Origin of the sequence: Bacillus sp. NPDC094064 (assembly GCF_050279585.1) — a bacterium.
Taxonomy (GTDB): domain Bacteria; phylum Bacillota; class Bacilli; order Bacillales; family Bacillaceae_G; genus Bacillus_A.
Window position 1 is genome coordinate 21,500 of record NZ_JBNNUI010000015.1, and the last position, 25,678, is coordinate 47,177.

The following is a 25,678-nucleotide window of genomic DNA, read 5'->3' on the forward strand; positions in this document are numbered from 1 at the left end:
TATGCTCCGCTTGCTGATCCTACGAAATCACCTTTTGTTACTTGTAATACTTGCTCGTTCATTTTTTCATTCTCCCTTCGTTTGTTTTTGTTACAAAACTTCTATTATACTAATACGCTTGATAGAAATACGATTAACGCTGTTAATACTACTGCTCCGCTTGCTGATCCTACGAAATCACCTTTTGTTACTTGTAATACTTGCTCGTTCATTTTTTCATTCTCCCTTCGTTTGTTTTTGTTACAAAATTTCTATTATACTAATACGCTTGATAGAAATACGATTAACGCTGTTAATACTACTGCTCCACTTGCTGATCCTACGAAATCACCTTTTGTTACTTGTAATACTTGCTCGTTCATTTTATGTATCCTCCTTTTAATAAGTTATCTATATGTAATTTCTAAGAAATGTTTATTTCATAGTTTTTATGCTAGCGTTACATTAAAGTTAATAACGTAACGTTTGTAACATTAATGTAACATAACTATTGTTACGTTGCAATATAATTACGTAAATTTTATTACACTTTTTTTACGTTTTTTTATAAACACCTTCAAAAACCTTGATTTAATGCATTTTCTACTAGATTCACGTTTGTAACATTAATGTAATATTACGGTCGTAAAACGAAATATACCCCTCTTCTTCCCTACTCTTGTTACAAATCAAAGTAAAACTCTCTATTACATGACGGTGAGCCTATTGAATTTTCACGAACAGTTACTACGGGATAAAACACCATCTTTCCAAGATAAGTTTATATGTTTCCTCTATATAACTATGTATAATAAAAACAAAGAGGTGGTCATTTTGAAATTAATCGCATTAGATATGGATGGTACACTACTGTCATCTAATCTTGAAATCTCCAAAGAGAACTTACAAGCAATCCAAAATGCAAAAGAAGCTGGGCATATTGTAATGATTTGTTCTGGTCGTGCAAAAGAGGATGCTTTAAAACTATTGGAGGAATATCAATTATCTCTTCCAGTTGGAGCAAGCAATGGGGCAATTGTTTATGTGGATGGAAATGTAATTAACTCGTGTTGTTTACAAAGCGATAAAGTATACAAACTTGCAAAATTACTAGAATCTGAAGGATTTCCATATAAGCTATATACAAATAAAGGAGTCTATTCTCCTTATACGTGGCAAAATCAAGTTATGCAGGCATTTGAAGAAAATAAGCATACGCTAGATGTTACACTGGAAGAACTCGAAAGAATTACAGAAAAGCAAAAGAAATCAAACTTAATTACTGATTTCCAAAAGATTGAAGATGTTGTAAATAATCCAGAATTAGAAATATCTAAATTCTTCATTTTGACATTTAATGCTGCTCATCGTGAGCAACTATTACAAACTTTACAAGAAGATGCGGACATTTCAGTTACAGCGTCAGCTCCTACTAATTTAGAAATTATGGATAAGAATGGGCATAAAGGGAATGGCCTAAAGCAGATGGCTGCTCATTTTAACATTCCAATTGAAGATACAATTGCTATCGGTGACAATTTTAACGATGTACCAATGTTAGAAGTTGCTGGTTTATCTGTTGCAATGGGTAATGCTGAAGATGATGTAAAGAAATTATGTGATGTTGTAACATTAACGAATAATGAGCATGGTGTTGCTCACGCAATTGAACAATTTGTATTGAAACAAACTTCATCTAGTAAATAAAGTTCAACTAATCGGGCTTTTACAGGCAGTTAATGCGAGATAAAAAAGGACTCTTTCACATTTTGAAAGAGTCCTTTTCTTTTATACATGATGACAAGCAACAAAGTGCTCTTCGCCAACATTACGAAATTCCGGTACTGTTTTTTTACAAACCTCTGTAGCAAACGGGCAACGGGTATGAAAGCGACAACCTGAAGGTGGATTCGCTGGACTTGGAATATCACCCTCTAATATAATTCGCTCTCGCTTCACTGTTGGATCTGGTATTGGCACAGCCGATAACAATGCTTTTGTATACGGATGAAGCGGATTCGTAAATAACTCATCGCGCGGTGCAGTCTCTACAATCGTCCCTAAATACATAATCCCAATTTTCGTACATAAGTGCTCCACTACACTTAAATCGTGCGAAATGAATAAATAAGATAATCCCTTTTTCTCCTGTAACTCACTAAATAAATTAATGATTTGTGCTTGAATAGATACATCTAGTGCTGCCACAGGTTCGTCAGCTACAATAAATTCTGGATTTAATACCATAGCTCTTGCAATAACGATACGCTGACGTTGTCCACCAGAAAACTCATGAGGGTACCGATCAATATGATATGGAGCTAAGCCGCATAACTCCAATACTTCTATCACCTTTTCACGAACATTTTCTTTCGTCGCTAGTCCATGGGCCAACATCGGTTCACCAAGCGCTTCTCCAATTCTCATTCTTGGATTTAACGAACTAAATGGATCTTGGAACACGAGTTGCATGTTAGGACGGTGTTTTCTCAATTCTTCCTTGGATAAAGAATAAACATCTTGTCCTTTAAACTTCACTTCCCCTTCCGTCTTTTGGACGAGACGTAAAATTGTTTTCCCTATCGTTGTTTTTCCGCTTCCTGATTCGCCAACAAGGCCAAATACTTCGCCTTTATTAATAGTAAAACTTACTCCATCAACTGCTTTTACATGTCCAATTGTTCGACTAAATATGCCACCTTTAATCGGGAAATATGTCTTTAAGTTTGTTACTTCTAATAATGGTTCGCTCATTGTTCCGCACGCTCCTCATATAACCAGCAAGCTACTTTATGATTCTCATCATGTACATTCAGATTCGGTGCTTCTTCTTTACATATTTCCATACAATGCTCACAACGACCGCTAAAGTAACAAAATTCCCCTAAACCAACTAAATTCGGAACTTGCCCTGGAATAGAATAAAGTTTATCTATTCGTTTCCCCATTACTGGTTTAGATTTTAGCAACCCTTTCGTATACGGATGTTTCGGATTTTGGAATATTTCTAGTACCGGGGCTTCTTCAATAACTTTTCCACCATACATAACGACAACGTAATCAGCCATTTCTGCTACAACACCTAAGTCATGTGTAATTAATAAGATCGATGTTTTGAATTCTTCCTTTATTTGTCTTAGTAAATCTAATATTTGTGCTTGAATCGTAACATCAAGAGCCGTTGTTGGCTCATCTGCAATTAATAACTTCGGATTACAACTAAGTGCAACAGCAATCATAATACGTTGTAACATCCCGCCGCTTAGTTCATGCGGATAAGAATGGACAATTTCATCTGCACGAGCTATGCCGACTTTACGAATTAATTCGATTGCCTTCTTATACGCTTCATTTTTACTAAGTAATTCATGCTCTCTTAACGTTTCTACAATTTGTTCTCCTACAGTGAAAACTGGATTTAGCGATGTCATCGGTTCTTGGAAAATCATCGCAATATCATTACCTCTTAAACTACGAAGTTCTTTCTCTTTCATTCCTAAAAGACTTTTTCCTTCATATAGAATATCACCGCCTACTACACTGCCCGATTCAGCAATAAGTCCCATAATAGATAAAGCCGTTACACTCTTCCCGCACCCTGATTCACCTACAACACAAACCGTTTCACCTTCTCGAACTGCAAAGCTAACATGGTTTACAGCCTTTACTGTTCCTTCCTCCGTTTGGAAGTGTGTTTGTAAATCTTTCAGCTCTACTACCGCTTTATTCATATCTTCTCACCTACCGTCTCATCTTTGGATCTAACGCATCACGAAGTGCATCACCAAGTAAGTTAATTGATACAACTGTTATAAAGATTGCAAAACCGGGCGGAATCCATAGCCACGGACGCTTTTGGAAATCGATTAATGAGTTAGCTGCGCTAATCATGTTCCCCCATGATGGGGTAGGCGGGACGACACCGAGACCTAAGTAACTTAGTGCGGACTCACTTAAAATAGATCCAGCTACGCCCAAAGTTGCTACAACAATAAGCAACGGAAAGACGTTAGGAATTAAATGATGAATAATTTTTCGAGAATCCTTTAATCCTAATACATCTGCTGCTTGCATAAAGGCTTGCTCTCGCAATGTTAAAATTTGTCCTCTCACAAGACGAGCAAGTCCCGGCCATCCTACTAAACTTAAAATAATCATTACAACATATAAACGGTATTCGGATGGTAATTTCCATTCTGATAAAATTGCTCCCATTATAATAAGTAGCGGTAATCCCGGAATGGACATTAACACATCCGCAACTCGCATAATTAAATGATCCACAACCCCTCGATAAAAACCAGCAATTGCTCCTAATAAGGCTCCTAGTATAACGGATAGTAGCATCGACGCTAAACCAATTGTTAATGAAATACGCCCTGCTTGCATAAGTCTAGTTAAAATATCCCGCCCCAACTGGTCTGTTCCAAGCAAATGTGACAGGCTGGGTGGTTTATTAATTTGTGTTACTTGTACTTTCCCATCAGCATACGGTGAAAAGATTGGACCGATAAAACTAAATAAAAACATAAATATTAAAACGTATAAGCCACACAGTGCCATCTTATTTTTCTTGATTTTTTTATACGCTTGGCGCCATGGTGATGATTCATTTCTCTTTTTCCGTTCTTTCTTTTTCCCTATTATTGGTGTAATAGTCTCCATATCTTTCCCCCCTTACTTCAATCGAATTCTTGGATCAACAAACGCATATACAATATCAGCTAAGAAATTAGCCATAATTGTTAAACAAGAAAGAAACATTGTAAACGCCATTAATACTGTATAATCACGGAAGTTTAATGCTTCTAATTGAATACTCCCAATCCCTGGCCAATTAAAAATCTGTTCAATAATAATAGCTCCTGAAAATAAACCCGGTAATTCAAAAGCGAGTAATGTAATTGCTGGCAAAATTGCATTTTTCAATGCATGTTTATAAATAACAGTTCTTTCTTTTAAACCTTTTGCACGAGCGGTACGAATATAATCTTGTCTAATAACATCCAACATGCCGGTTCTAAAATATCGCGTTAACGATCCTACACCAAGAAGCGTTAAAATAAATACAGGTAGAATCATATGACGTAATACTTCTAATATGTATGCTATCCCTGTTGAGTTACTCCCAATATCAATCATGCCACCAATAGGTAATAACTTTAAATCAACTGCTAATAATTTAATTAAAAATAGTCCGATAAAGAATGATGGAAATGACATTGCTGCAAAGACACCGATTGTTACCAATCTATCAAACCAAGAGTGCTGCTTTGTTGCAGAGATAACCCCAATAATAAGAGCAATAATCCAAGTGAAAAATAAAGCTGCAACAGCAACAATAAATGTATTCCAAATGAATTTATTAAGTAATGAAGTTACCGGTTCTTGGTACTGTAAAGAAAATCCAAAATCACCATGCAAAGCATTCACTAACCAATGAAAATACCTTTCAATAATTGGTTTGTTTAAGCCGTATAATTCCCTTAATTCTTGGGCTCTCTCTGGTGTTAACTTTGGATTTGAATCAATATAATCTCCCGGCAAAAGTGCAAATAAGAAAAAAATAATAATAGATGTACCAAACAATGTAGGGATCATTTGAAGGAACCTACGAATGATATATGTTTTCACCTTTTGTCTCCCCAATCCTATTTACTTAAAAATAGAAGAACATTTTTTCAAAACAGCTACCATTCCATTGCTGTGTGAAAAAACGTCTTCTATTATTTAGGTCAACCCTTATTGTTCAATAGATAACACTGGTAAGTTGGAACTGATGCCATCGTACTTTTCTGGATCAATTCCTTTTATACGTGCATTATGAGCATAAAGTAGTTTACGATAGTTTAATAAAATAACTGGTGGATCATCACTTAACTCTTTATACAGCTCTTTATAAATCGCTTTACGTTTTTCAATATCTGTCGTTCCTATACCTTTTACAATCAAATCATCTACTTTCGGATTATTATAACCCGTATCACTTTTTGGATTAGTTGATAAGTACTCACTTACAACTTCACTTGGATCACTAATTCCTGGTGTTGAAACTGCCGCTAAATCGTAGTCACCTTTTCCTACTTTTGAAAGCATCGTATTAAAGTCCATCAACTCTGGATTTAATTCAACACCAATTTCTTTGTAACTTTCTTTTGCAATCGGAATAAAGATATCATTTGTTTTACCTGTATTTGATGCATAGTATGTTAATTTTAATTTTTGACCATCTTTTTCACGAACCCCGTCAGAACCTAATTTCCAACCAGCCTCATCCAATAATTTTTTAGCCTTTTCTACGTCGTGCGGATACTTATTAATACCTTCTTCTGTATATGCCCATGAAACTGGAGCAATTGGTACGTTAGCAACAGAGCCATATCCTTGTAAAGCTGTATCCACATACTTCTTACGGTCTAATCCATAAGTAAGTGCTTGGCGTACCTTTTTATCTTTCAAATACGACTTCTTATTATTTACATAGATATAAGCAATATCACTTGATGATTCAAGATTAATATTTGCAAACTCTAATCCTTTTAATTGGTCTATATTCTCAGGATTCGCTCTAAATCCACTATAGTCCAGTTCACCTGTTTGGAATAATTGGAATCCAGTATCACCTGATGTGATTTTGTAAATAAAGTTTTTGATTTTTGGTTTACCTGCATAATAATTTTCGTTAGCAACAAAGCGTACTTCTTGACCTGGAACATATTTTTCAAATTTATACGGACCCGCTGCAATCGGTTGCCCATATAATGCTTTTAAATAGTCTAAACTTGTATTTTGTTTATAATCTTTTCCATAATAAGCTTTTGATAGCACTGGGCCACCTAAATTAGTTAGCGCCTGTGAATTAACTTTTTCAGTTGTAATTTTAATTGTCTGTGGATCAACAACTTGAATTCCTTCAATAGAAGTTGCTTTTCCTTCTTTATATTCTTTCCCGCCTTTAACAGCATACTGAGCAATATCCAATCCACCTTCATACGCTTTATCATGAAGTAGTGTTAGTGTAAATGCTACATCATCCGCTGTTAAAGGCGACCCATCACTAAATTTTAAGTTTTTACGTAAATGGAATGTATATGTTAATTGGTCAGCAGAAATATCCCATTTTTCTGCAAGGTCCGGAACAGGTTTACTTTGTTTGTCTGTTGTGACTAGTGACGCAAAAATAACAGACGTTACATTTCCATCCCAACCATTCTCTTGGAAATATGGAAGGAAAACTCCCCCTGGCTTAGAAATGGCTGTAATAAAAGTATCCTTTCGCTGATTTGCTTTCTCTGGACTTTTCTTTTTATCTGTCGCTGGAATTGATTCAATCTTAGCGTCTTTTAAATCCTGCTTTTTTACCGGTTCTGTAGAAGCCGTATCCTCCTGTCCCCCACAAGCAGATAACACAAGCGAACTACTCAGTAATACCGAAAATACACCAGCCCATTTTTTCGTCTTTGTCTTCATTGTCCCCACCCTAACTTTTTATGATTATACCCTCTGAACTACTTACCTTATGTATGCCTCCCACAGCAACATTTATAGCCAATCGGAAAAGTCGGTTTTAATCGTAAAAAAATAGATGTTTTTTGAGGGGTAACAATCCTATTCCGACTTTTCCGGTAGACTTTATGGTTATTAGCTTATATTGTTCATTATATTTTGTCAATTCTTTCTAAAAAAATATTTTGGGAATTTTTTAAAATCATTACTCTATCTTTAATTTAGGTAAACTTAACAAAATACCGTTATAGTTAGTTTCTTGTAATCCTTGAATTCGTGCATGATGTGCAGACACAACTTTGCTATTATTCAAGAAGGTTATAGGTGGATCTTCGCTTAACTCTTGATATAGTTTTTTATAGAGTTTTTTTCGTTTTTCAATATCTAATGTTTCTAACGTCTACTTCGCTAATTCATCTACTTCGGATTATGATATCCATCAACGTTTACTTGTTGAAACAAACTCCTCAATCATTCTCCTTTATTTCGTTATAAAAATCATAAAAAACTGATTCTATTTGTTAATCATAGAACATAGAATACTAATAACCAATTACCAAAAAGGGGGCGAAAATATGGACAACCTATTCCAATATGTCCTGCACTATGTACTATTAACAATTATAATAGTCGGGGCACTATTACTATTCCCGTTCTTCCCCAAGTTCGTCCTCTTTTTAGCTTTTTTTATTATGCTTGGGACCGCTATTATCATTTCAACAAGGGAAGATACCACACAAAAAGAAAGCAGCGTTCAGCGTGTAAAGCTGTAACTCTGCTTTCTTTTTATTTTCAATCTTATCTCTCTGTTACATATAGTTATATCTCGGGAAATAATTAACCTATATTTTGTCATTCCCCTTACCATTTCACATATTCCACGAACTATACAAATTGCGTAACAAATATTTATCGAATTTACTGTTTCACGTGAAACACAATTTTTATTTACCACTTAAAATATAGTTATAAAAAAGAAAGTTAATTCCTTCAGCAAAGCTGAAAGGGATTAACTTTCTATCCTTTACTCCACAATATTCTCTAACTCATTATATAACTCTACTCGTAACAACTCTTTCTTCGTTTTTTCCTCATATAATTTTTCAAGTCTTTCAACATCAGCTACATGTTCCATTTCACATTCTATCGCATATATACTTTCTTCTATATGCATTAACTCGGTTTCAATTTCCTCAAAACTTCTAGCGTCTTTCTTTTTTATAGGGGATACTTCAACGCTTTTTCTTCCTTGGCGTTTTTGCTTTATTACTTGTTTCTCAAGTTTTTCTTCCCACTTTTGACGCGCCCATGCATAGTTCCCTGCAAACTCAAATAATTTACGCTCATCAATCCAATACGTCTTTTCAAATAACTTATTTAAAAAATAACGATCATGTGAAACAGCTAGAATCGTTCCATTATATTGCTCAAGGGCTTCCTCTAAAACTTCTCTTGATTCAATGTCGAGATGGTTTGTCGGCTCATCTAAAATTAAAAAATTGATATCTTGATACATAAGTTGCGCGAGTCTTAAACGCATTTTTTCTCCACCGCTCAGTTGTGTTACTTTCTTAAACACCGCTGGACCATAAAATAAAAACTTAGCTAATATATGTCTTGCATCTCCCTCTGTTACAGCTACACACTCTCTGAATGCTTCCAATACATTACTCTTCATATTTCCGTACGCATGCTGCGATAAATAACCGATTTTAACACTACTACCAATCCGAATTTCTCCAACATCTGGTTCTATTTCTTCTAATAATAATTTTAGTAGCGTTGTTTTTCCCGTACCATTACGACCAACGATGGCCGCACGATCTTGAAAACGAACATGTAAATTCGCTCGTTCAAATAAAGGGTGGTCTGCAAAACCTTTACTCACTTCTTTCATGATAACAACATCTTTCCCGCTTCTCTCTTGTCCTTCAAACTCTAGCCCCATCTGTTTTCTTTCTAACATTGGCCTCTTTAATTTCTCCATACGCTCTAGCGCACGTTCCATATTTCTCGCTCTCTTATGCAATCCTTCGTTCGGCGGATTCGCTTGATTTGCCCATTCACGTAGACGCTTAATGGCTTCCTTCATTTTCTTTATTTTCTTTTGCTGTTCTTGATAAGCTTGAAACTCCTGAAGCAACCGTTCTTCCTTTTCCTCAACGAACTGAGAATAGTTCGTATGATACACGTGAATTTCTCCATCTTCTAAATCAAAAATCTTCGTTACAACTTCATCTAGGAAATAGCGATCATGTGAAATAACTACAACTGTTCCAGTGTATTCTTTTAAAAATTGCTCTAGCCATTCTACGGCGAACAAATCTAGATGATTGGTTGGCTCATCTAATAGAAGTAAATCTGGTTTTTGCAATAGCATGTATGCAAGGCTTACTTTTGTTTGTTCCCCACCACTTAACTCCAGAAATGATCGGGGGAATAGTTCTGTCACCTGTAGACCATTTGCTACCTTCATAATATTCGCTTCTATTTCATAACCACCAAGAAACGCAAAGTTTTCTTGGATTACTCCGTACCTCTCCATTAATTTTTGCAAAGCAGATGGTTCTTGTTCTTCCGCCATGTTCTTTTCTAAAACATGCATTTCTTGTTCTAATTCCTTTTCTGCTTTAAATGCGGAACTCAATACATCATATACAGTCATATCCTCATCAAATTTTGGGATTTGTGCCACATGACCAATACGTGTACCTTTCTTCATATGAATAGCTCCTGCATCCAAACTCTCCCTTCCTGTCAGAAGCTGAAAGATTGTTGTCTTCCCACTACCGTTACGACCAACTAACCCAACACGTTCACCGTTCTTTATTTCAAGCGATATATTTTCAAATATGATGTTTCCACCAAAAGATTTCGTTACATTATTTACACTACAAATAGTCATTTTCCGTACTCCTTTCAATATAAAAAACCATGGGAAAGAAACATTCCCCATGGTTTTCGGCATAGAAAAAGGAAGCCAAATAGCTCCCTTTTCACACGTTTATAAAAAATGGGTGAAGAGATTTCTATCGTTCAATAGCTACTATGCAATTGTTAAAAAAGGACAGACGTATCCCGTTAACAACTACATCATGAAAAATCGCACGACAATAATAGATAAAATCTAAAAATTTGGCACGTGCAGCTAAAGAACGTTTCATCTCATTCACCTCTTTCGTACGGAATTTAATACTTACTTCTTTATTATACTTTCCCATTTCATGTTTGAATAGTCATTTTTCTGAAAATAATGAAGATAGACTAAACATTTCAATAAGTGACATCAAATCTTACAAAACTGTTATGTTCACGTAATGGAAAGCGATAGTACGAAAAGGTGCCTCCCTATACAATAAAGATGTAAACAAGAGAGACAAACACAAGGAGGAAACAATCATGATGAAAGAAATCGTAAAAGCAATCTTTGAGGTATTAGTGAACGGACAAGCAGTTGTAAAAGAACTAAACGAACTATAAAAAGGGGTGAAGAAAATATGATGAACATGGTAAAAATGCTTTTACATGCTTTAGTCGATGCAAAAGCAGTTAGCCAAGAACTAAACCAACAATAAAAAGGGGTCTATGAATATGAAGAAAGCCATTATTGTAATCGCAAGTACAGCAATTGCCTTATACACAATAAAACATAGAAAAAAGAAACAGAATGAAAAACCTCTATATTATCCCTACACACTATTAAAGAAAAAATAAAAGACAAGGTACCCTATCGGAATGAGGATATCTTGTCTTTTATTTTTCCTATTTCCTTTAAAGGATTTCCTCCTCCTTTTCCCGAATGTATTAAGCGGGATTTTTACACATATTTTAAAGGGGCATATATACAAATGGATACACAACAACTATATTTTTTAAACGACATCGGTAAACAAAAACCAGAGAGTATTCGGAACAGAAGCACTACATGTCCTTTTTGTGACAGAGAAAATTTAACGGATATTTTAGCAACTGAGGGCTCAATTATTTGGTTGAAAAATAAATTCCCTACATTAAAAGATACGTTTCAAACGGTGCTGATCGAAACAGATAATTGTGAAGACCATATTGCAACATATACAGAAGAACATATGAGAAAACTAATTCGTTTCTCTATTCACCATTGGCTAAACTTACAGGAAAGTGAGGAATTTACGTCTGTGATTTTATACAAAAACCACGGTCCATTCTCAGGTGGGAGTTTGCACCATGCACACATGCAAATTATTGGAATGAAACATGTAAACTACCTTAATAACGTAGATCAGGACAACTTCCAAGGAGTAATTGTACAAAAAAACGAACGCATTGAACTCAATATTTCAGATCGTCCTATTATTGGTTTTACTGAATTTAACATCATCAGTGAAGATGTTGAATTCATAGATGAAATGGCAAATTATATTCAGCAAACTGTACGCTACATACTAACAGATTTCCATAAAGGATGCAGTAGCTATAACTTATTCTTCTATCACTTACATGGAAAAATCATTTGTAAAGTTGTTCCACGTTTTGTCGTTTCACCATTGTATGTAGGATATAAAATACCGCAAGTTTCTACAAAACTAGAAGAGGTGAAAATACAACTAGCACAGTACTTCACGAGAGAAAAGGATGAAATGATTCATAAAAAAACAGAGTAGGTATAGAAAACCTACTCTGTTATCCCGCTGATTAAGGTCTCACTTTATTACACCTTTATTTCGATAGTACACTTCCTCTAACCCAACGTTATACTTCATATTGTTATCCGTCCACTCTGGTCCTAAATTTCCTGGCCATCCAGATGTATTCGCTACATATTTTAGTAATGCAAAATCAGTTAAACCTTTTTGCACCCCGCGCTTATATCCTTTCACTAAATGCGGCATTGCAATTTGTGCATTTATACGTGGATCTTTCAGCTCATCATCAGTGAAATGATCCGGCGCAAGTCCGCCACCACGGTGCAATTGAAACAATCCGAATGAAGTTCCATTATCTCCAACACTTCTTGGATTTAACCGACTTTCATGTTCGGCAATTGTAAGAGGTATCCATTCCGGAAGATCTACTTTCTTTGCTTCCTCTATAATGATTTGTTTCATCTGTTTCGCTTCTTCTGAATCAACATAACTTGTCTCATTCACTAGCTTATCCATTCCTTCAGACTTTCCTTGGAAATATAAATATACTCCAAGAACAACTAAAAATCCTACAAAGAATTTCTTCACTATCTCTACCTCTTCCTCTGCTGAAATTTGTCCCCTTTCAGCCTTCTTCTCTTTACAATTACCTACATTCTATCATTCTCTTACTCTTTCATCATAGCAAATAGCTTTACATATTATCATCATGCTTTAGACTGATTTTGCGAATAAAATAATGGTAAATTCATGTAAAAATGTAACATAATTGGACCACAGCTTCTTTCTTATATATAATTGTAAGTTGAATTCCATATATAGAATAGGAGAACGCAAAATGAAAAAATACCTACTACTCTTGTTCAGCATTGTACTACTCATCCCTATACATACCTCTGCACAAACATCATCAAAACCAAAGGTACTTGTTCTATATAGTACAACAGACGATAAGGTTTCAAATAATGTCCAAATCCTTAATACTCAGTTAGGACATTTTACAAATGATATAACTGTGAAAAGCTTGAAAGAGGCAACTACAATTACTAGCGCATCTTCTTATACACATATTGTCTATATCGGTGAAAAAAAAGAAGAGTTTTCTGATGAAACAAAACAATTTCTAGAAAAATTCTCAGGTCCTGTCTTAGTGTTAGGACAAAATGTCGAACAACTATCTAATCGTTTTTCTTTCATTACATTGAAAAGCGATGATATACGAGTTAAAAAAATTGAATATCCAAGCAAGAAGCTAAAAAACACCTTAGAAGAGGAACGATTAATTCAATCGTTTGATACGAACGGAACCATTCTTGCTAATGCTTTAAGCTCTAATAACACAAATCCATTAATTGTTCAAAACGAAACATCTTATTACGTTGCAACGCCAAATCTCTTTGATTGGATTTCTCATTATGTCGGTGAAATGTTATTCTCTTACTTCGGACAAAAGCCTACGACAAATAAAACTGCAGCTTATTTACGTCTTGAAGACGTTCATCCGGCCGCAGATATAAATCAATTAAAAGAAATTGCTGAATTACTAAAAGAGAAGAAGATCCCTTACATGATTACGGTCATTCCGGTATATACAGATCCGGATACAGGAAAAACGATACACTTAAAAGACAAACCCGAATTAGTCGATCTTTTACGCTCTATGCAAGATGATGGTGCCTCCATCATTATGCATGGCTATACTCACCAATTTTATGACAGTGAAACTGGTGAAGGCTTTGAATTTTGGGACGTAAAAACAGATCAACCAATTCGTCAACCGAAACATGAAAAACCAAAAACAAAGGATGATTTTCCTAATACAGAAGCATATAACCAATATGTACAAAAAGGGGAAGAGTTTGAAGAACAATATACGACTGATCATATCGAAAAAGGCATTCAAGAACTTGTAGATGCTAAACTATATCCTGTTGCATTTGAAGCGCCTCATTACACAATGTCTCAAAAAGGGTATGAAATATTATCGAGGTACTTTTCAACTTATGTAGGACAACTACAGTTAAATGATACAACTTGGCGATCCATGCACTCACCATTTTATACAAGTACACCATCATTTTTACATGGAATGAAATTAATGCCTGAAACAGTTGGCTTTATTGAAGAAGATAAGCCACAAGCTATTGCAAAGATGAAGGAACGTGCTGTATCTGTTGCAAAACTATCTGATGGCATTATCGGTGCATTCTATCATCCTTACTTAGGGGTGGAACCATTAAAAGAAGTTTTAAAAGATCTGGAAAGCATTCCAAACATAGAATGGATCGATTTAAAAAAAGAGACGAACGAAGTAAAAATGAACGATATTCATATTACTACTAATAAAGACGGCATTCATGTTGAAAAACCAACAAGTGCAACTGATATAATTGATTATATAAAACAATATGGGTTCTTCCTTATACTTGGATTCATTATCATTGTCTTTCTTTTATTATTAAGACGCGGGAAAAAATTAGAGTCCTAATAAAAAACCACCAAGCGAAACGCTTGGTGGTTTTTTAAACCTAAATCAAAACACGGCATGTTTTTAACGACCCATTGATTATCTTCATAAATAAACTCAATTTCTATTCCTCCATAATAAAAAGGACCAGCATAACTCTTTTATCCTTTCAAATAAAACTGCGTTGTATTTTCATATATTGTTTCTGCAACCTTATCAACAGGTATGTTTTTTATGACACTGATTTCTTTAAGTACCTCTCGGATCATTCTTGGGTGCGTCATAACATTCTCTTGAAATTCCCACGGCCCATCCGTTTCTACCATCATATATTCAAGTGGATAATACGAAACAATTTTTCTAATTTTCTCCTTATGTAAAATATCCGGTGTGATAGAAATATAATAACCATTCTTCATCATCCGTTTCATTGTCTCTTCACTTCCTTTAAACCAATGAAAGTGTGCACGTAAAACTTTATATTTCTCCAATAAATCACATACAATATCAGCATCTTCATACACTGCATGCAATATAATTGGTAAATCATATTTACTAGCTAGTTCAACAAACCGTTGTAACACTGATATATACGAATTGATAGCAATGTGCTCATCTTCTTTTCTTAAATAATATGGTAAGCCTACTTCACCAATCGCAACTATGTCCTCTACATGATCTTCAATTAGTTTATAAATTTTCTCACATTCTTCTTTATGAATCGGTTGCTCCGGATGAAAACCTATTGCTGGATGTACAAAAGGATATCGCTTTGCTAAAGATAGAGTTTCTAGACATGATCGATAATTCATAGATACTGTAATAAGCCCTTGTATCTCTTTGCTGTTTTCTACATCTATAAGTAATCTACGTTTCTCTTCATCCTTATATTGATCAACATGTATATGGCTATCAATCCATTTCATCTTTATGCCCCCATAAAAAAAACAAGAAAGGATCTCCCTTCTTGTTTTTTTATCTATATTATTTAACAACTAAGTTTGTTATTATATCAAATAATCCAATACACACTACGGCAACGGTAAAGTAGCTACAGAAATCTTTAATTGGAAACTTCACTACTTCTTCTTTACGCATCCCATTTTTCCCCCTTCTTACTAAATCCCTAATTACTTTATCTATTTGTATCTATTATGCAAAAAATATGACAAAATTACTATCGAATTAACTTACGTAAACCTTACAATGTTGTAAGGTTTAAAAAAAGAGCCTCATCTTAAGCTAAGATGAGGGCTATTCAAAGTTAGTTGGTTTTCATTTTTCATTCTTCATTACAAACAGAAAGTAATACATTGAGACTTTCTACTTATACTATAGTAAATTTACTATCTTTTAACTATCGAATTGCATTACAGGAGTCTTACATGTTTGTAAGCTATATGTAATGTAATTCGATAGTTCCCCTTACCTATATTTCGTACAATAAGGTTAGAAAGCAAGCCAAATAAGAAGAACACTCACATAACCAAATTACATTGCTAGTAGTCTACTCTTCTTATACCTTTCACTCACGCTACTACAATGTACCCCCTTCCCCTTTATATAATAAAAAAAGCCTTAGTTCATATGGACTAAGGCTTTTTCACGCACCCACAAATACCCCTACCTAGTATTTTTATTTTCGACAAAAAATAAGCGGGGGTATAATCCGCTATCTCATCGCTAAAAGTTTACTCTTCGCATGAATAGGAATATTTACAGCTTCAATTTCTTCAATCGACTCTCCATAGCGTCCTTTTGCGTACACCTTTAACGCTTCATCTCTCTTTAACATATGCTTAACAGTCTTCTTTATTTTTTGCTCTTTTCCACGTTCATCAAATGCAATAAATTCATATTCATACCACTCATCACCAATATGCTGACCAATTGTATTCACAACCGTATAATATTCTTTCGTCTTATAAAGCGGATTATATTTATCGATAACCGGTCCAAGTTTCGTAGGCAGTAACATTACTACTATTACTACTATCGCTACTACAGTAGTGATCATTTTTTTCTTCATAATAAACCTTCCTCCTCCGCAGGATATCTATACATCTATTTTAAAAAGAAGGAATATAATCTACCATTGAATCCCATTACATTACCCTTACATTTTTGTAATAAAAAAAGATGAACGAATTTATTCGTTCATCTTTTAGCTTGCTTTAAAGCCACCGCCAAGTACATCACGTACGTCGTGGATAACAACGAAAGCATCTTCATCTACTCGACTAATAACTTGCTTTAATCTAACAAGTTCTTGTTTATTTATAACAACATATAACACTTCTTTATTTCTACCTGTATATCCGCCGCGCCCTTCCAATACAGTGACGCCACGTGTCATGCTTTTCGTAATCGCCTCGCGGATCAAGTCTGGTTGATTCGAAATAATCGTAACAGCCGTTTTTGTATCCATTCCTTCTACAATGAAATCAATCACTTTCGCTCCGATGAATACAGCAACAAGCGTATACATTGCTTTTTCTTGTCCTATTATAAATACAGAACCAGCAATTACAACAATATCAATAATAAGTACACCTTTACCAACGCTCCAACCTAAATATTGATTTGCTAACTGTGCTAAAATTGCCGATCCTCCTGATGTACCTCCAGCTTTGAACATACAGCCTAACCCGACACCGACAAACACACCAGCAAATAGTGCCGCTAATAACGTATCACTATTCACATGATACTCAATATGTTCTGTAACATATAAAAACAAAGATGTTTCTACAATCCCTAAAATTGTATAAACCATCGTTTTCTTATCAAAAAATTTATAGCCAATAGCCAGTAAAACTGCATTTATAGCAAAATTCACAACCCCTGGCGACCAACCAAATAAATAATACGTAACAACCGTTACACCAATAATGCCACCCTCTGATAAACGGTTTGGAATTGCAAAATAATTAATACCAATTGCGAATAATAATGAACCAATTGTAATTAGTGTTATTTCCTTTATACGTTGATTAACCATAGTTCATACCCTCCCCCCATTTGACATTGTATCACTATCTCCTAGAGGTTTAGAAGTGGTTTTTATTCCTCATTTTCCCTCATAAAGACCAAGATATTATGTTTAAACAAAGGGATGATTAATTATTCATATTTGCTCTAACTATACGGACAAATCGCTCCACATTCCCTCTCTGAATATGCTTAGCTCTAACCATTTCATGATTACACGTAAACTCAAAGTACGGATGAAAATCTATGCTATCTATATGCAAATATGAGTACTCTTTAAATGTTGAAGGATAGTACGGAAATTTCCCGTAAAACAGGAGACGTCTAGTAGTGGCAACAAAAATCCCATATTGATACGATAACGTAAAATTATCCTTCTCAAATATCCCTACTAAAAAAGCCAAAACCTTTTCATCGTCCTCTACATACTTTTTCATACTCAATAAAAGTTCATTCATGCATATCCGATACGATAAACTTAACTAAATCTATACAATTCAATCAAATTTATACAAGTTAGTGCTTCATCGTGTTCTCGCAGCCCCAAAGGGACGAGGGGTATAACACTCCACACGAGGCAGTATCGTTACCTCCTATTATCAAGCATTTATTTTACCCATCTTGATAAATTTATCGCAGCATTTACATCCCTATCGTGATAACTATTGCATGAAGCACAACGCCATTCACGAATCTTTACACTCCACTGTCCTTCTGGTTGAACTGAATGGCCGTATTTAACGCCGCAACATGAGCAAATCTTGCTTGAAGCGAACCATTTATCAGCTTTTACATACGCAATGCCGTACTTCTCGCACTTGTATGACAAACATTGAAAGAAGAAGTTTAATTTTTGAAATGAAAATGCTTTCGATAGTTTTTTGTTTTTTAACAGGTTTGAAATAGATAAGTCTTCCACAACAATCCTCATTGGTTTGGTTTTCACCAATTTAGCTGTTGCTTGATGGATATGGTTATTTCGGATATTCGTAATTTTCCTAGATAACCGCAGGTGCTCAGTTTTCGCTTTTTCATATCCGGCAGATTGAATTTTTACACCTTTTTTAAATCTCCTAGACATATCTCTTTGCGCTGATTTTTTCCTTTTCAAAAGTTTTTTAACCTTGGCATCTTTGTTTATATTTCGTTCTTTCATGCCATTAGAAGCTACAAAAAGATCTTTTAAACCAACATCCACACCAATCGACTCATCGGTTAGTTCTTGGGATTCAAAGTCTTCTTGGAACCCTACACTAATCCACCAGTAACGACCGTCAAATGTAACTCTTGGATTGGATGTTTTTTTGTTTCTTGGTAGTTGTTGGCTTGTTTTCACTTCTCCAATGGACTGAATATGAACTACTTTCTTTCCTATAACCAGTCTTTCCTTTAATGAAAGATTTGTTCTTCTGAATCGTAGCGTGTTCCACCAGCATTCTCCTGAGACTACTCGGATGCAAACCTGTTAATTCTGATACTTGACTAACTCGTAAAAATTTCATTATTATTCTTATCTCATTGAATCTAATTTAGCACATATGTTCGATAGGTTCAATGAGGTTTGATAGATTTAATTAAATGTATCTCGTTCAACTAAGGGCGCAATTCCTTAGCCAGTTCTCTTATGAACTTCTCCTGTTTTCACATGAGCGCAGACTATATGTTTATCTCTTTAGAGATAGAGGATTTTTCCACCACCATAGGCCTGTGATGTACTCTCGTCAGTTATACGAGATAGTCGTTGAACGTTCATCTTATCCATTTTGACTTAGATGATTCGAGGCGGAAGACCCATTGTTCTAATGTTTAGGATTTAACCTTGCACGATCTGATTGATTTTTTCTGCTTTCGCAACATTCACGCTCGCTATTTCTAGCCACGTTGTAGTTCAATCAGCTTTAGGGATTGCCCGCAGTTACCCCTCACTACTAGCCAATCACTTGACTAGCAGGGCTTACTGATATATTTAATTAACTTTCGTTATAATTGGTTAAATAAATCGTAACAGTTAGTTACCCTCCAAATACTATTTTTGAAAAGAATCCATGGATTATTACAGACCGGTTTAATTCCTTTATAAATTATGAAACGCGTTTCCTGTCAAAGATATTTCAAAAAAATAATCCGTTATGCGATTATACACATAACGGATTAAAACTAAACGGTAGAACGTTCCACAAGTTCATATGGAATTTCCACTTTTTCTTGTTTAGAACTTTCATCACTTATTTGCCTATAAAACATTTCAAAGGCCTTTTTACCTATCTCCTTTAAATTTTGATCAATAGTTGTAAGTTGCAACACTTGTGAAATGGGTTGATTATCAAAGCCAATGATCGCTAAATCCTCAGGAACCTGAATACCCAATTTTTCAGCTTCTGTCATAACCCCAATCGCAACTTCATCTCCCGCCACTATTAACGCTTCAGGAAGATCCTGCATCCCCTTTAACTTATGAGCAGCTCTCACACCATCTTCTAACGTAAAACATTCTGTAAAAATCCATTCTTCATTAACTTCTTCATCTATAGATTGCAATTGCTGTTTATAAACATCAAAACGCTTTTGACTACTCGGTCCTAATTTCCTTCCTGTACAATAACCAATTTTTTTATAACCTTTCTCAATCAAATAATTCATTCCGAATTGAAAGGCCGCCGAATGATTCGTATATACACTTGAGATATTTGAAATATCATTATCTTCACAAGCAACAATTGTCCCGTAGGAAGCATACGGCTCTACCGTTTCCCAATCATTCGCACGAGAACAAATAATGAGACCATCCAATTGTTTTGTTTTTAACATATGTAAACTTTTCATTTCTTCTTTTTTATTATAGTTTGTTTGGCAAAGTAGCACCTTATAGTTACGAGCTAACGCAACCTCCATCATTCCGCCCACCATCGCATCAAAACACGGATGATTAATATACGGTAAAATCACACCAACAATATTCGTTTTCCCTTTCGATAAATGAACAGCATTTGCGTTTTGTGAGTAATTCAATTGCTCAACTATTTCTAAAACAACTTTCCTTTTTTCTTCACTTACGTATGGATGATCATTTAGTACCCTCGAAACAGTTGTAACTGAAACCCCAGCCATCTTTGCAATATCTTTAATATTAGCCATACACTCACCTCTCTTTTTAACTTAATGAATCCTATGAACATATGTCAAATCCTCTTATCATTACACCTTCATTCGTTTTTCTTACAAAAGTGTAATTTTCCTGTAAGCTAATTCGATAGTGACTCTCCGCAATATTTCATACAATTAAGTCAGAAACAGGGCAACAACCATTCAAAAAGGAGCGGATTTATATGATGAACAATATGAAATCAAACAATTTCTTACACACAATGGGTATGGTATTATCCGCTCTTATTGATGCAAAATCTGTTGCTTCAACATTAAACAAGTAAGGAGAATGTATGATGAATAACATCACTTTTAACAAATTAGATTTTTTAGGACTAGCTAGCGGCTCGATTCTTCTTACTGCTTTTATTTACGCTGCTACGCTTGTATAACTTTGTGTCCCCTTTCCCCTTTATATAGAAAAAGACGACCGCCTATGCCCGGTCGTCTTTTCTTATTTTTGATTCGACTGCAAAACTTCCTTTAGCTCCTCAAACTTCTCATTTAATTGATCCGTCATCATATTCATAGCTGTTTTCCGATCTATTTGTTCTCCAGCATCAATTTGAATTGGATCACCAAAAATTAATTGCGCCTTTTTCCCTTTTATTAATTCTTTCACACTTGATGGACCAATATAAGCTGCCGGCACTAATGGAACGTTAGAACGCAGCGCAATCGTAACAGCCCCAGCTTTTAATGAAACATCTTCTGATGATCTCGTCCCACTCGGAAAAATCCCTACCACTTTTCCTTCTTTTAATAGCCGTGATGGAATTTTGAGTGTACTCGGCCCTGGATTCGCACGATCTACAGGGAATGCATTTACATTTTTAAAGAACCAATTTTTAAATTTCCCTTCAAACAATTCTTTTTTTGCCATGTAATGAATCTCAGTCGGATACATTCCTGTCGCTAACATTAGCACATCCATAAAACTTGTATGCGTACACGCAACAACATACGGGCCACCTTCTGGTAACTTCTCTCTCCCTTGCACTTCTACTTTCCCAGCCGTTTTAAATATATATTTCAACAAAAATGTAATTGGTTTATACATTTGTTTCGTTCCTTTCTGAATATCCGAATTATAATCATTTTCTTACAACAATTATAACACTAAGTTTTAGGAGTTGGTAACAATTTTAAGTATTAATTGTTACATTTCAATTCTTACAAAAGTGTAATTTTCTTGTAAGCTAATTCGATAGTTACTTCTTGCAATATTTCATATAATTAAGTCAGAAAGAAACAAGTAAGGAGAATGTATTATGAATAACATCACTTTTAACAAATTAGATTTTTTAGGATTAGCTAGCGGCTCCCTTCTTCTTACTGCTTTTATTTACGCTGCTACGCTTATATAAACTTTGTGTCCCCTTTCCCCTTTATATAAATAGTAATAGAAAAGACGACCGTCTATGCCCGGTCGTCTTTTTACATTTTTCTTTCCTTTAATTCTTTTAAAAGCTGTATCAGTTCAGCTTGTTGTTTTATATTTTTACGACCATTTCGATTAATAGCTGCAAGCTCGCAAGCAACTCCGGCAGCAAAGAAAAACAATAAACTTTCTAACATGCGAAATCCTCCAATTACCTATTAAACAGCTTGGCGTAATTGCTCTTCTTGTAAAACCTGTTTATTTATATTTTCTTCTTTTCTTTGACAAACGTTATTGCGAATAAGTGCTGCAATAACAAGTAAAGTTCCTGCAATATCAAACGTTGTTATTTGATATCCTTGCATCATCATAATAACTAAAGTCGTAATGGGTACAAAATTAATAAATAAAATCCCATTAATAGACGATAAAACTTTCACACCATAATTCCAAGCAAGTAACGCTACGATACCTGGTAATGTCATCATAAATAATAAATCATATTTCACAATAGAAATCGTTTCTATACTCGGAACTGAAACATATCCAAGCGCCGTAATAATTACCGTTATTATTCCTGTGACAGTTGTACCAAATACACACGTCAACGTAGAATAGCGTAATGTTGACCAATCGCTACACGTTTGACCACCCATCGTATAAATAACCCAACCTATAACACCAATAAATATAAATGCTAATGAAAACATGTTATCTTTCAATGTTAAAAAGAAACTCATGTCACCTTTCGTAATAACAAACACAGCTCCTACAAAAGCAATAATCATGCTCGTTATCATATACTTTTTCGGTTTTATATGCTTATATCCCCATAAAATACAAATAGAAATCATCGGCATAAGTGCTTCCATAATGGATGCTACCATTACACCTGATTTCCCCATTAACATTTGACCTAAAAATACGAGTACATTATATACAGTAAACGCCATCGTTCCAAAAAAGACGAGCAACTTTCCTCTTCCCTCTAAACGAAATGCCTGTTTTCCTTCTTTCATTAATAATAATACAATCAGTACTATCGCCACTGCTCCATAGCGAATAAGTGAAAAATAAAATGGATCTATGTATTCTAGTGCATGATCAGCAACTGGAAACATCGCTCCCCATGACATACTTGCTATTAAACACGCCAAAGCGCCTATTATCATTTGACCTCTTCTCACCACAATCCTCCTCTTCTTTCTATTTGCACAAAGAGAATTGTAAAAGAAAAAATATATCACGTAAAATGATTCAAAATGATGTTAACTATCATTTATAATGATAGTTAACATCAAGGGGGATCGTAATATGGAATTAAGAGACTTACAAATCTTCCAAAGCGTCGCTGAATACGGTAGTGCCAGTAACGCCGCAAAGGAATTAAATTACGTACAATCAAATGTAACAGCACGTATTAAACAATTAGAGAACGAGCTAAAAACACCGCTCTTTTATCGTCATAAACGAGGCATGACTTTAACAGCTGAAGGAAGGAAAATGCTCGTTTATGTTAATAAAATTTTGCAAGATGTTGAAGAGCTAAAACAAGTATTTTTAGATAGTGAAACACCATCTGGTATATTAAAAATCGGTACAGTCGAAACAGTAAGTACATTACCTACCATTTTGTCTTCTTACTATAAAAGCTATCCAAATGTCGATTTATCATTACAAGCTGGTCTAACGGAAGGACTTATTAGAGAAGTACTTGATCACCAATTAGATGGTGCCTTTATATCAGGTCCTATTAAACATCCACTAATCGAACAATACGATGTTAGTACAGAAAAATTAATGCTTGTAACACAAAATAAAGCTTTTCATATAGAAGAATTTACAACAACGCCCCTACTCGTTTTTAATCAAGGATGTGGCTACCGTTCCAAACTAGAACGATGGCTTAAAGATGAAGGTTTACTACCAAAAAGAATTATGGAATTTAACATATTAGAAACTATATTAAATAGTGTAGCACTCGGTCTTGGGATTACACTCGTTCCCCAGTCTGCGGTGCAACACCTTTCTACAGCAGGTAAAGTACACTGCCATCCAATTCCCGAGAAATACGGCAGCATTTCAACAGTTTTCATACGTCGTAAAGATAGTTACATGACCAATTCGATGCGAAGCTTTTTAAAAACAATTAAAGAGCATCATCACATTAATTTGCTTTAAAAGACATTCTTACAGGAATGTCTTTTTTTCTTACAAAAGTGTAAGTCTTTCGTAAGCTAATTCGATAGTTGCAGGTGACCATATTTCCTATAATTAAGACATAAGCAGGGCAACAACAATTCGAAAAGGAGCGGATACGCATAATGAACAATATGAAATCAAACAAATTTTTAAATACAATGGGCATGGTGCTATCCGCACTTGTTGATGCAAAATCTGTTGCAACTACATTAAACAAATAAGGAGAGATCATGATGAACAACATTACATTCAACAAATCAGACTTTATAGGCCTTGCAAGTGGAGCAACTCTTCTTACAGCTTTCATTTACGCACTTGCTCAAAGTCTTGTTTAACAATTCGTTTCCCCAAACCCCTTTATATATAGAGAAAGCTGCTCGTCTTATAGACAAGCAGCTTTTTAGTTTGTTTCATATATAATTTGACCTGTTTTCGTCATATCATATCCACCAATTGCTTTTAATTCATTATGAAATTCTTCCGATTGCAGAATTTCTTTCACAACTTCGATAAGCTCTTCATTTTCTTTATTCTTCAAAATTACTAAATCATACTGCTCTTTCATGATTGGAATAAAATCTACATTTACAATTTGCGAAAACTTTTCTGATCCTACCCCAACATCAGCTTTCCCATTCGCAACTTGCGAGGCAACACCAAGATGATTCGATTCTTCTCGTTCATATCCGCTAATATGTTCTTTATTTAATTTTTGAATTCGCAATTGCTCATCCACTAATACCCTAATACCAGAACCTTTTTCTCGATTTACAAATCTGATAGCAGATTGAGATATGTCAGCCCATGTCTTTATTTTCTTCGGGTTCCCCTTTTGCACATAAAACCCAACATTTCTTGCTAATAAATTAATCATAATACATGGCTGTCCCACCAAAATACGTTTTACATAAGGCACATTATACGTACCCGTTTCGCCATCAAATAAATGCAAGCTAACGATACTGCCTTCACCTTGATACATTTTCACTAGACTCGTTAAACTACCTTGATATGCCCGCAATATATTAGAATTTAGCAGACGATTTTCTATACGCTTTGCCAACATATCTAGCGTTAGTTCTTGTCCGCTAATAATACATGTATTCGAGATACGATTACCATCGTTTTTTACAGGAGTAGCTTGTACCTTCCCTGTTTTCATTTGCTTTATATATTGTTCTAAATCCGCTGCATCAATGCGCATCTGTCTACCAACCCTATAAGAAGGCAGTTCACCTTTTTTAATTAAGTCGTATACAGTTAGTTTTGATACTTTTAATCGCTTTGCTACCTCTTCCGTTGTGTAGGAATGATGATCCATAGACGATTCCTCACTTTCTTTCTTCATTGTAACAAAGAAAAGAATATTTCTCCTATATTTTA

At 34.9% G+C, this 25,678-nt stretch carries 29 protein-coding genes and 2 pseudogenes; 9 read left to right on the top strand and 22 right to left on the bottom strand.

Annotated features, from left to right (window positions below; translation table 11 throughout):
* The 3 genes from ACQKNI_RS24630 to ACQKNI_RS24640 form a co-directional block, all read right to left on the bottom strand.
* The coding region (locus tag ACQKNI_RS24630) for a DUF3948 family protein (protein WP_427282717.1) at nt 1-62 on the bottom strand (62 nt) is incomplete at its 3' end.
* 42 nt (nt 63-104) lie between these two features.
* Complete coding sequence (locus ACQKNI_RS24635; protein WP_088232832.1) at nt 105-212, bottom strand: DUF3948 family protein; 108 nt, start codon at nt 210-212, stop codon at nt 105-107.
* A gap of 42 nt (nt 213-254) precedes the next feature.
* Complete coding sequence (locus ACQKNI_RS24640) at nt 255-362, bottom strand: DUF3948 family protein (protein ID WP_088232832.1); 108 nt, start codon at nt 360-362, stop codon at nt 255-257.
* Between the two features lie 451 nt (nt 363-813).
* Here ACQKNI_RS24640 and ACQKNI_RS24645 point away from each other — a divergent pair, with 451 nt between their 5' ends.
* Nucleotides 814-1,686 (top strand): Cof-type HAD-IIB family hydrolase, encoded by an 873-nt coding sequence (locus tag ACQKNI_RS24645; RefSeq protein ID WP_088232831.1) that lies wholly within the window; start codon nt 814-816, stop codon nt 1,684-1,686.
* 81 nt (nt 1,687-1,767) lie between these two features.
* Here the strand turns inward: ACQKNI_RS24645 and ACQKNI_RS24650 are convergent, their stop codons facing one another.
* The 6 genes and pseudogenes from ACQKNI_RS24650 to ACQKNI_RS24675 form a co-directional block, all read right to left on the bottom strand.
* The gene (locus tag ACQKNI_RS24650) at nt 1,768-2,733 is read right to left on the bottom strand and encodes an ABC transporter ATP-binding protein (RefSeq protein WP_088232830.1); all 966 of its coding nucleotides are present in this window, start codon (nt 2,731-2,733) and stop codon (nt 1,768-1,770) included.
* Nucleotides 2,730-3,710 (bottom strand): ABC transporter ATP-binding protein, encoded by a 981-nt coding sequence (locus ACQKNI_RS24655; protein WP_088232829.1) that lies wholly within the window; start codon nt 3,708-3,710, stop codon nt 2,730-2,732. The genes ACQKNI_RS24650 and ACQKNI_RS24655 overlap by 4 nt, the downstream gene beginning before the upstream one ends.
* Nucleotides 3,711-3,720: 10 nt before the next feature.
* Nucleotides 3,721-4,644 (bottom strand): oligopeptide ABC transporter permease, encoded by a 924-nt coding sequence (opp4C, locus tag ACQKNI_RS24660; protein WP_427282712.1) that lies wholly within the window; start codon nt 4,642-4,644, stop codon nt 3,721-3,723.
* A 12-nt stretch (nt 4,645-4,656) separates the two neighbouring features.
* Nucleotides 4,657-5,613 (bottom strand): ABC transporter permease, encoded by a 957-nt coding sequence (locus ACQKNI_RS24665; protein WP_000860691.1) that lies wholly within the window; start codon nt 5,611-5,613, stop codon nt 4,657-4,659.
* Between the two features lie 108 nt (nt 5,614-5,721).
* A complete protein-coding gene (locus tag ACQKNI_RS24670; protein ID WP_141524798.1) occupies nt 5,722-7,449 on the bottom strand; it encodes an ABC transporter substrate-binding protein in 1,728 nt (575 codons plus the stop codon).
* A 241-nt stretch (nt 7,450-7,690) separates the two neighbouring features.
* Nucleotides 7,691-7,957 (bottom strand): annotated as a pseudogene (locus ACQKNI_RS24675) (ABC transporter substrate-binding protein); the annotation flags it as partial.
* A gap of 103 nt (nt 7,958-8,060) precedes the next feature.
* Here ACQKNI_RS24675 and ACQKNI_RS24680 point away from each other — a divergent pair.
* On the top strand, nt 8,061-8,258 hold the full coding sequence (locus ACQKNI_RS24680) for a hypothetical protein (RefSeq protein WP_088232826.1): 198 nt from the start codon (nt 8,061-8,063) through the stop codon (nt 8,256-8,258).
* Between the two features lie 251 nt (nt 8,259-8,509).
* Here the strand turns inward: ACQKNI_RS24680 and abc-f are convergent, their stop codons facing one another.
* Both abc-f and ACQKNI_RS24690 read right to left on the bottom strand, forming a co-directional pair.
* Nucleotides 8,510-10,441, bottom strand: a complete 1,932-nt coding sequence (gene abc-f / locus ACQKNI_RS24685) for a ribosomal protection-like ABC-F family protein (RefSeq protein WP_140417507.1) — start codon at nt 10,439-10,441, stop codon at nt 8,510-8,512.
* Between the two features lie 73 nt (nt 10,442-10,514).
* Nucleotides 10,515-10,649: an RAxF-45 family protein gene (locus ACQKNI_RS24690; protein ID WP_278248848.1), complete on the bottom strand. Its 135-nt coding sequence runs from the start codon at nt 10,647-10,649 to the stop codon at nt 10,515-10,517.
* Nucleotides 10,650-11,070: 421 nt separating this feature from the next.
* On the opposite strand from ACQKNI_RS24690, the gene ACQKNI_RS24695 reads away from it, so the two are divergent.
* Together ACQKNI_RS24695 and ACQKNI_RS24700 are read left to right on the top strand one after the other, a co-directional pair.
* The gene (locus tag ACQKNI_RS24695) at nt 11,071-11,199 is read left to right on the top strand and encodes a spore coat protein B (RefSeq protein WP_088232823.1); all 129 of its coding nucleotides are present in this window, start codon (nt 11,071-11,073) and stop codon (nt 11,197-11,199) included.
* Nucleotides 11,200-11,231: 32 nt separating this feature from the next.
* Nucleotides 11,232-12,128 carry a DUF4931 domain-containing protein gene (locus ACQKNI_RS24700; protein ID WP_140417504.1) on the top strand — a complete coding sequence of 299 codons (897 nt, stop codon included), beginning with the start codon at nt 11,232-11,234 and terminating at the stop codon, nt 12,126-12,128.
* Nucleotides 12,129-12,167: 39 nt separating this feature from the next.
* On the opposite strand, the gene ACQKNI_RS24705 is transcribed toward ACQKNI_RS24700, so the two are convergent.
* On the bottom strand, nt 12,168-12,698 hold the full coding sequence (locus ACQKNI_RS24705; protein ID WP_088232821.1) for a transglycosylase SLT domain-containing protein: 531 nt from the start codon (nt 12,696-12,698) through the stop codon (nt 12,168-12,170).
* Nucleotides 12,699-12,948: 250 nt separating this feature from the next.
* Between ACQKNI_RS24705 and ACQKNI_RS24710 the strand changes: the two genes are divergently transcribed.
* Complete coding sequence (locus ACQKNI_RS24710) at nt 12,949-14,598, top strand: DUF2334 domain-containing protein (protein WP_098253258.1); 1,650 nt, start codon at nt 12,949-12,951, stop codon at nt 14,596-14,598.
* Between the two features lie 140 nt (nt 14,599-14,738).
* Here ACQKNI_RS24710 and ACQKNI_RS24715 read toward each other — a convergent pair whose 3' ends face one another.
* From ACQKNI_RS24715 to ACQKNI_RS24740, 6 genes and pseudogenes are all read right to left on the bottom strand, one after another.
* Nucleotides 14,739-15,503: a TatD family hydrolase gene (locus ACQKNI_RS24715; RefSeq protein ID WP_427282713.1), complete on the bottom strand. Its 765-nt coding sequence runs from the start codon at nt 15,501-15,503 to the stop codon at nt 14,739-14,741.
* Nucleotides 15,504-16,249: 746 nt separating this feature from the next.
* Nucleotides 16,250-16,606 (bottom strand): YxeA family protein, encoded by a 357-nt coding sequence (locus ACQKNI_RS24720; RefSeq protein ID WP_088232818.1) that lies wholly within the window; start codon nt 16,604-16,606, stop codon nt 16,250-16,252.
* Between the two features lie 135 nt (nt 16,607-16,741).
* Entirely contained in the window at nt 16,742-17,578 is an 837-nt protein-coding gene (locus ACQKNI_RS24725; RefSeq protein ID WP_088232817.1) for a YitT family protein, read from the bottom strand.
* Between the two features lie 118 nt (nt 17,579-17,696).
* On the bottom strand, nt 17,697-18,026 hold the full coding sequence (locus tag ACQKNI_RS24730) for a PH domain-containing protein (protein WP_088232816.1): 330 nt from the start codon (nt 18,024-18,026) through the stop codon (nt 17,697-17,699).
* Between the two features lie 149 nt (nt 18,027-18,175).
* A pseudogene (locus ACQKNI_RS24735) lies at nt 18,176-18,955 on the bottom strand (RNA-guided endonuclease InsQ/TnpB family protein); the annotation flags it as partial.
* 770 nt (nt 18,956-19,725) lie between these two features.
* Entirely contained in the window at nt 19,726-20,703 is a 978-nt protein-coding gene (locus ACQKNI_RS24740) for a LacI family DNA-binding transcriptional regulator (RefSeq protein WP_088232814.1), read from the bottom strand.
* Between the two features lie 305 nt (nt 20,704-21,008).
* Here ACQKNI_RS24740 and ACQKNI_RS24745 point away from each other — a divergent pair, with 305 nt between their 5' ends.
* Nucleotides 21,009-21,104, top strand: a complete 96-nt coding sequence (locus tag ACQKNI_RS24745; protein ID WP_001059999.1) for a DUF3948 family protein — start codon at nt 21,009-21,011, stop codon at nt 21,102-21,104.
* 62 nt (nt 21,105-21,166) lie between these two features.
* On the opposite strand, the gene ACQKNI_RS24750 is transcribed toward ACQKNI_RS24745, so the two are convergent.
* Nucleotides 21,167-21,772, bottom strand: a complete 606-nt coding sequence (locus tag ACQKNI_RS24750; RefSeq protein WP_088232813.1) for a lysophospholipid acyltransferase family protein — start codon at nt 21,770-21,772, stop codon at nt 21,167-21,169.
* 211 nt (nt 21,773-21,983) lie between these two features.
* Between ACQKNI_RS24750 and ACQKNI_RS24755 the strand changes: the two genes are divergently transcribed.
* Complete coding sequence (locus ACQKNI_RS24755; RefSeq protein WP_001060006.1) at nt 21,984-22,079, top strand: DUF3948 family protein; 96 nt, start codon at nt 21,984-21,986, stop codon at nt 22,077-22,079.
* 70 nt (nt 22,080-22,149) lie between these two features.
* On the opposite strand, the gene ACQKNI_RS24760 is transcribed toward ACQKNI_RS24755, so the two are convergent.
* Nucleotides 22,150-22,290, bottom strand: a complete 141-nt coding sequence (locus tag ACQKNI_RS24760; protein WP_088232812.1) for a YrzO family protein — start codon at nt 22,288-22,290, stop codon at nt 22,150-22,152.
* 21 nt (nt 22,291-22,311) lie between these two features.
* Nucleotides 22,312-23,280 (bottom strand): DMT family transporter, encoded by a 969-nt coding sequence (locus ACQKNI_RS24765; RefSeq protein WP_427282714.1) that lies wholly within the window; start codon nt 23,278-23,280, stop codon nt 22,312-22,314.
* 127 nt (nt 23,281-23,407) lie between these two features.
* Between ACQKNI_RS24765 and ACQKNI_RS24770 the strand changes: the two genes are divergently transcribed.
* Nucleotides 23,408-24,274 carry a LysR family transcriptional regulator gene (locus ACQKNI_RS24770; RefSeq protein ID WP_097903021.1) on the top strand — a complete coding sequence of 289 codons (867 nt, stop codon included), beginning with the start codon at nt 23,408-23,410 and terminating at the stop codon, nt 24,272-24,274.
* 254 nt (nt 24,275-24,528) lie between these two features.
* Nucleotides 24,529-24,630 carry a DUF3948 family protein gene (locus ACQKNI_RS24775; protein ID WP_088232809.1) on the top strand — a complete coding sequence of 34 codons (102 nt, stop codon included), beginning with the start codon at nt 24,529-24,531 and terminating at the stop codon, nt 24,628-24,630.
* A gap of 65 nt (nt 24,631-24,695) precedes the next feature.
* Here the strand turns inward: ACQKNI_RS24775 and ACQKNI_RS24780 are convergent, their stop codons facing one another.
* Nucleotides 24,696-25,643, bottom strand: coding sequence for a substrate-binding domain-containing protein (locus tag ACQKNI_RS24780; protein ID WP_098357374.1), 948 nt, complete (start codon nt 25,641-25,643; stop codon nt 24,696-24,698).
* Nucleotides 25,644-25,678: the final 35 nt, after the last annotated feature.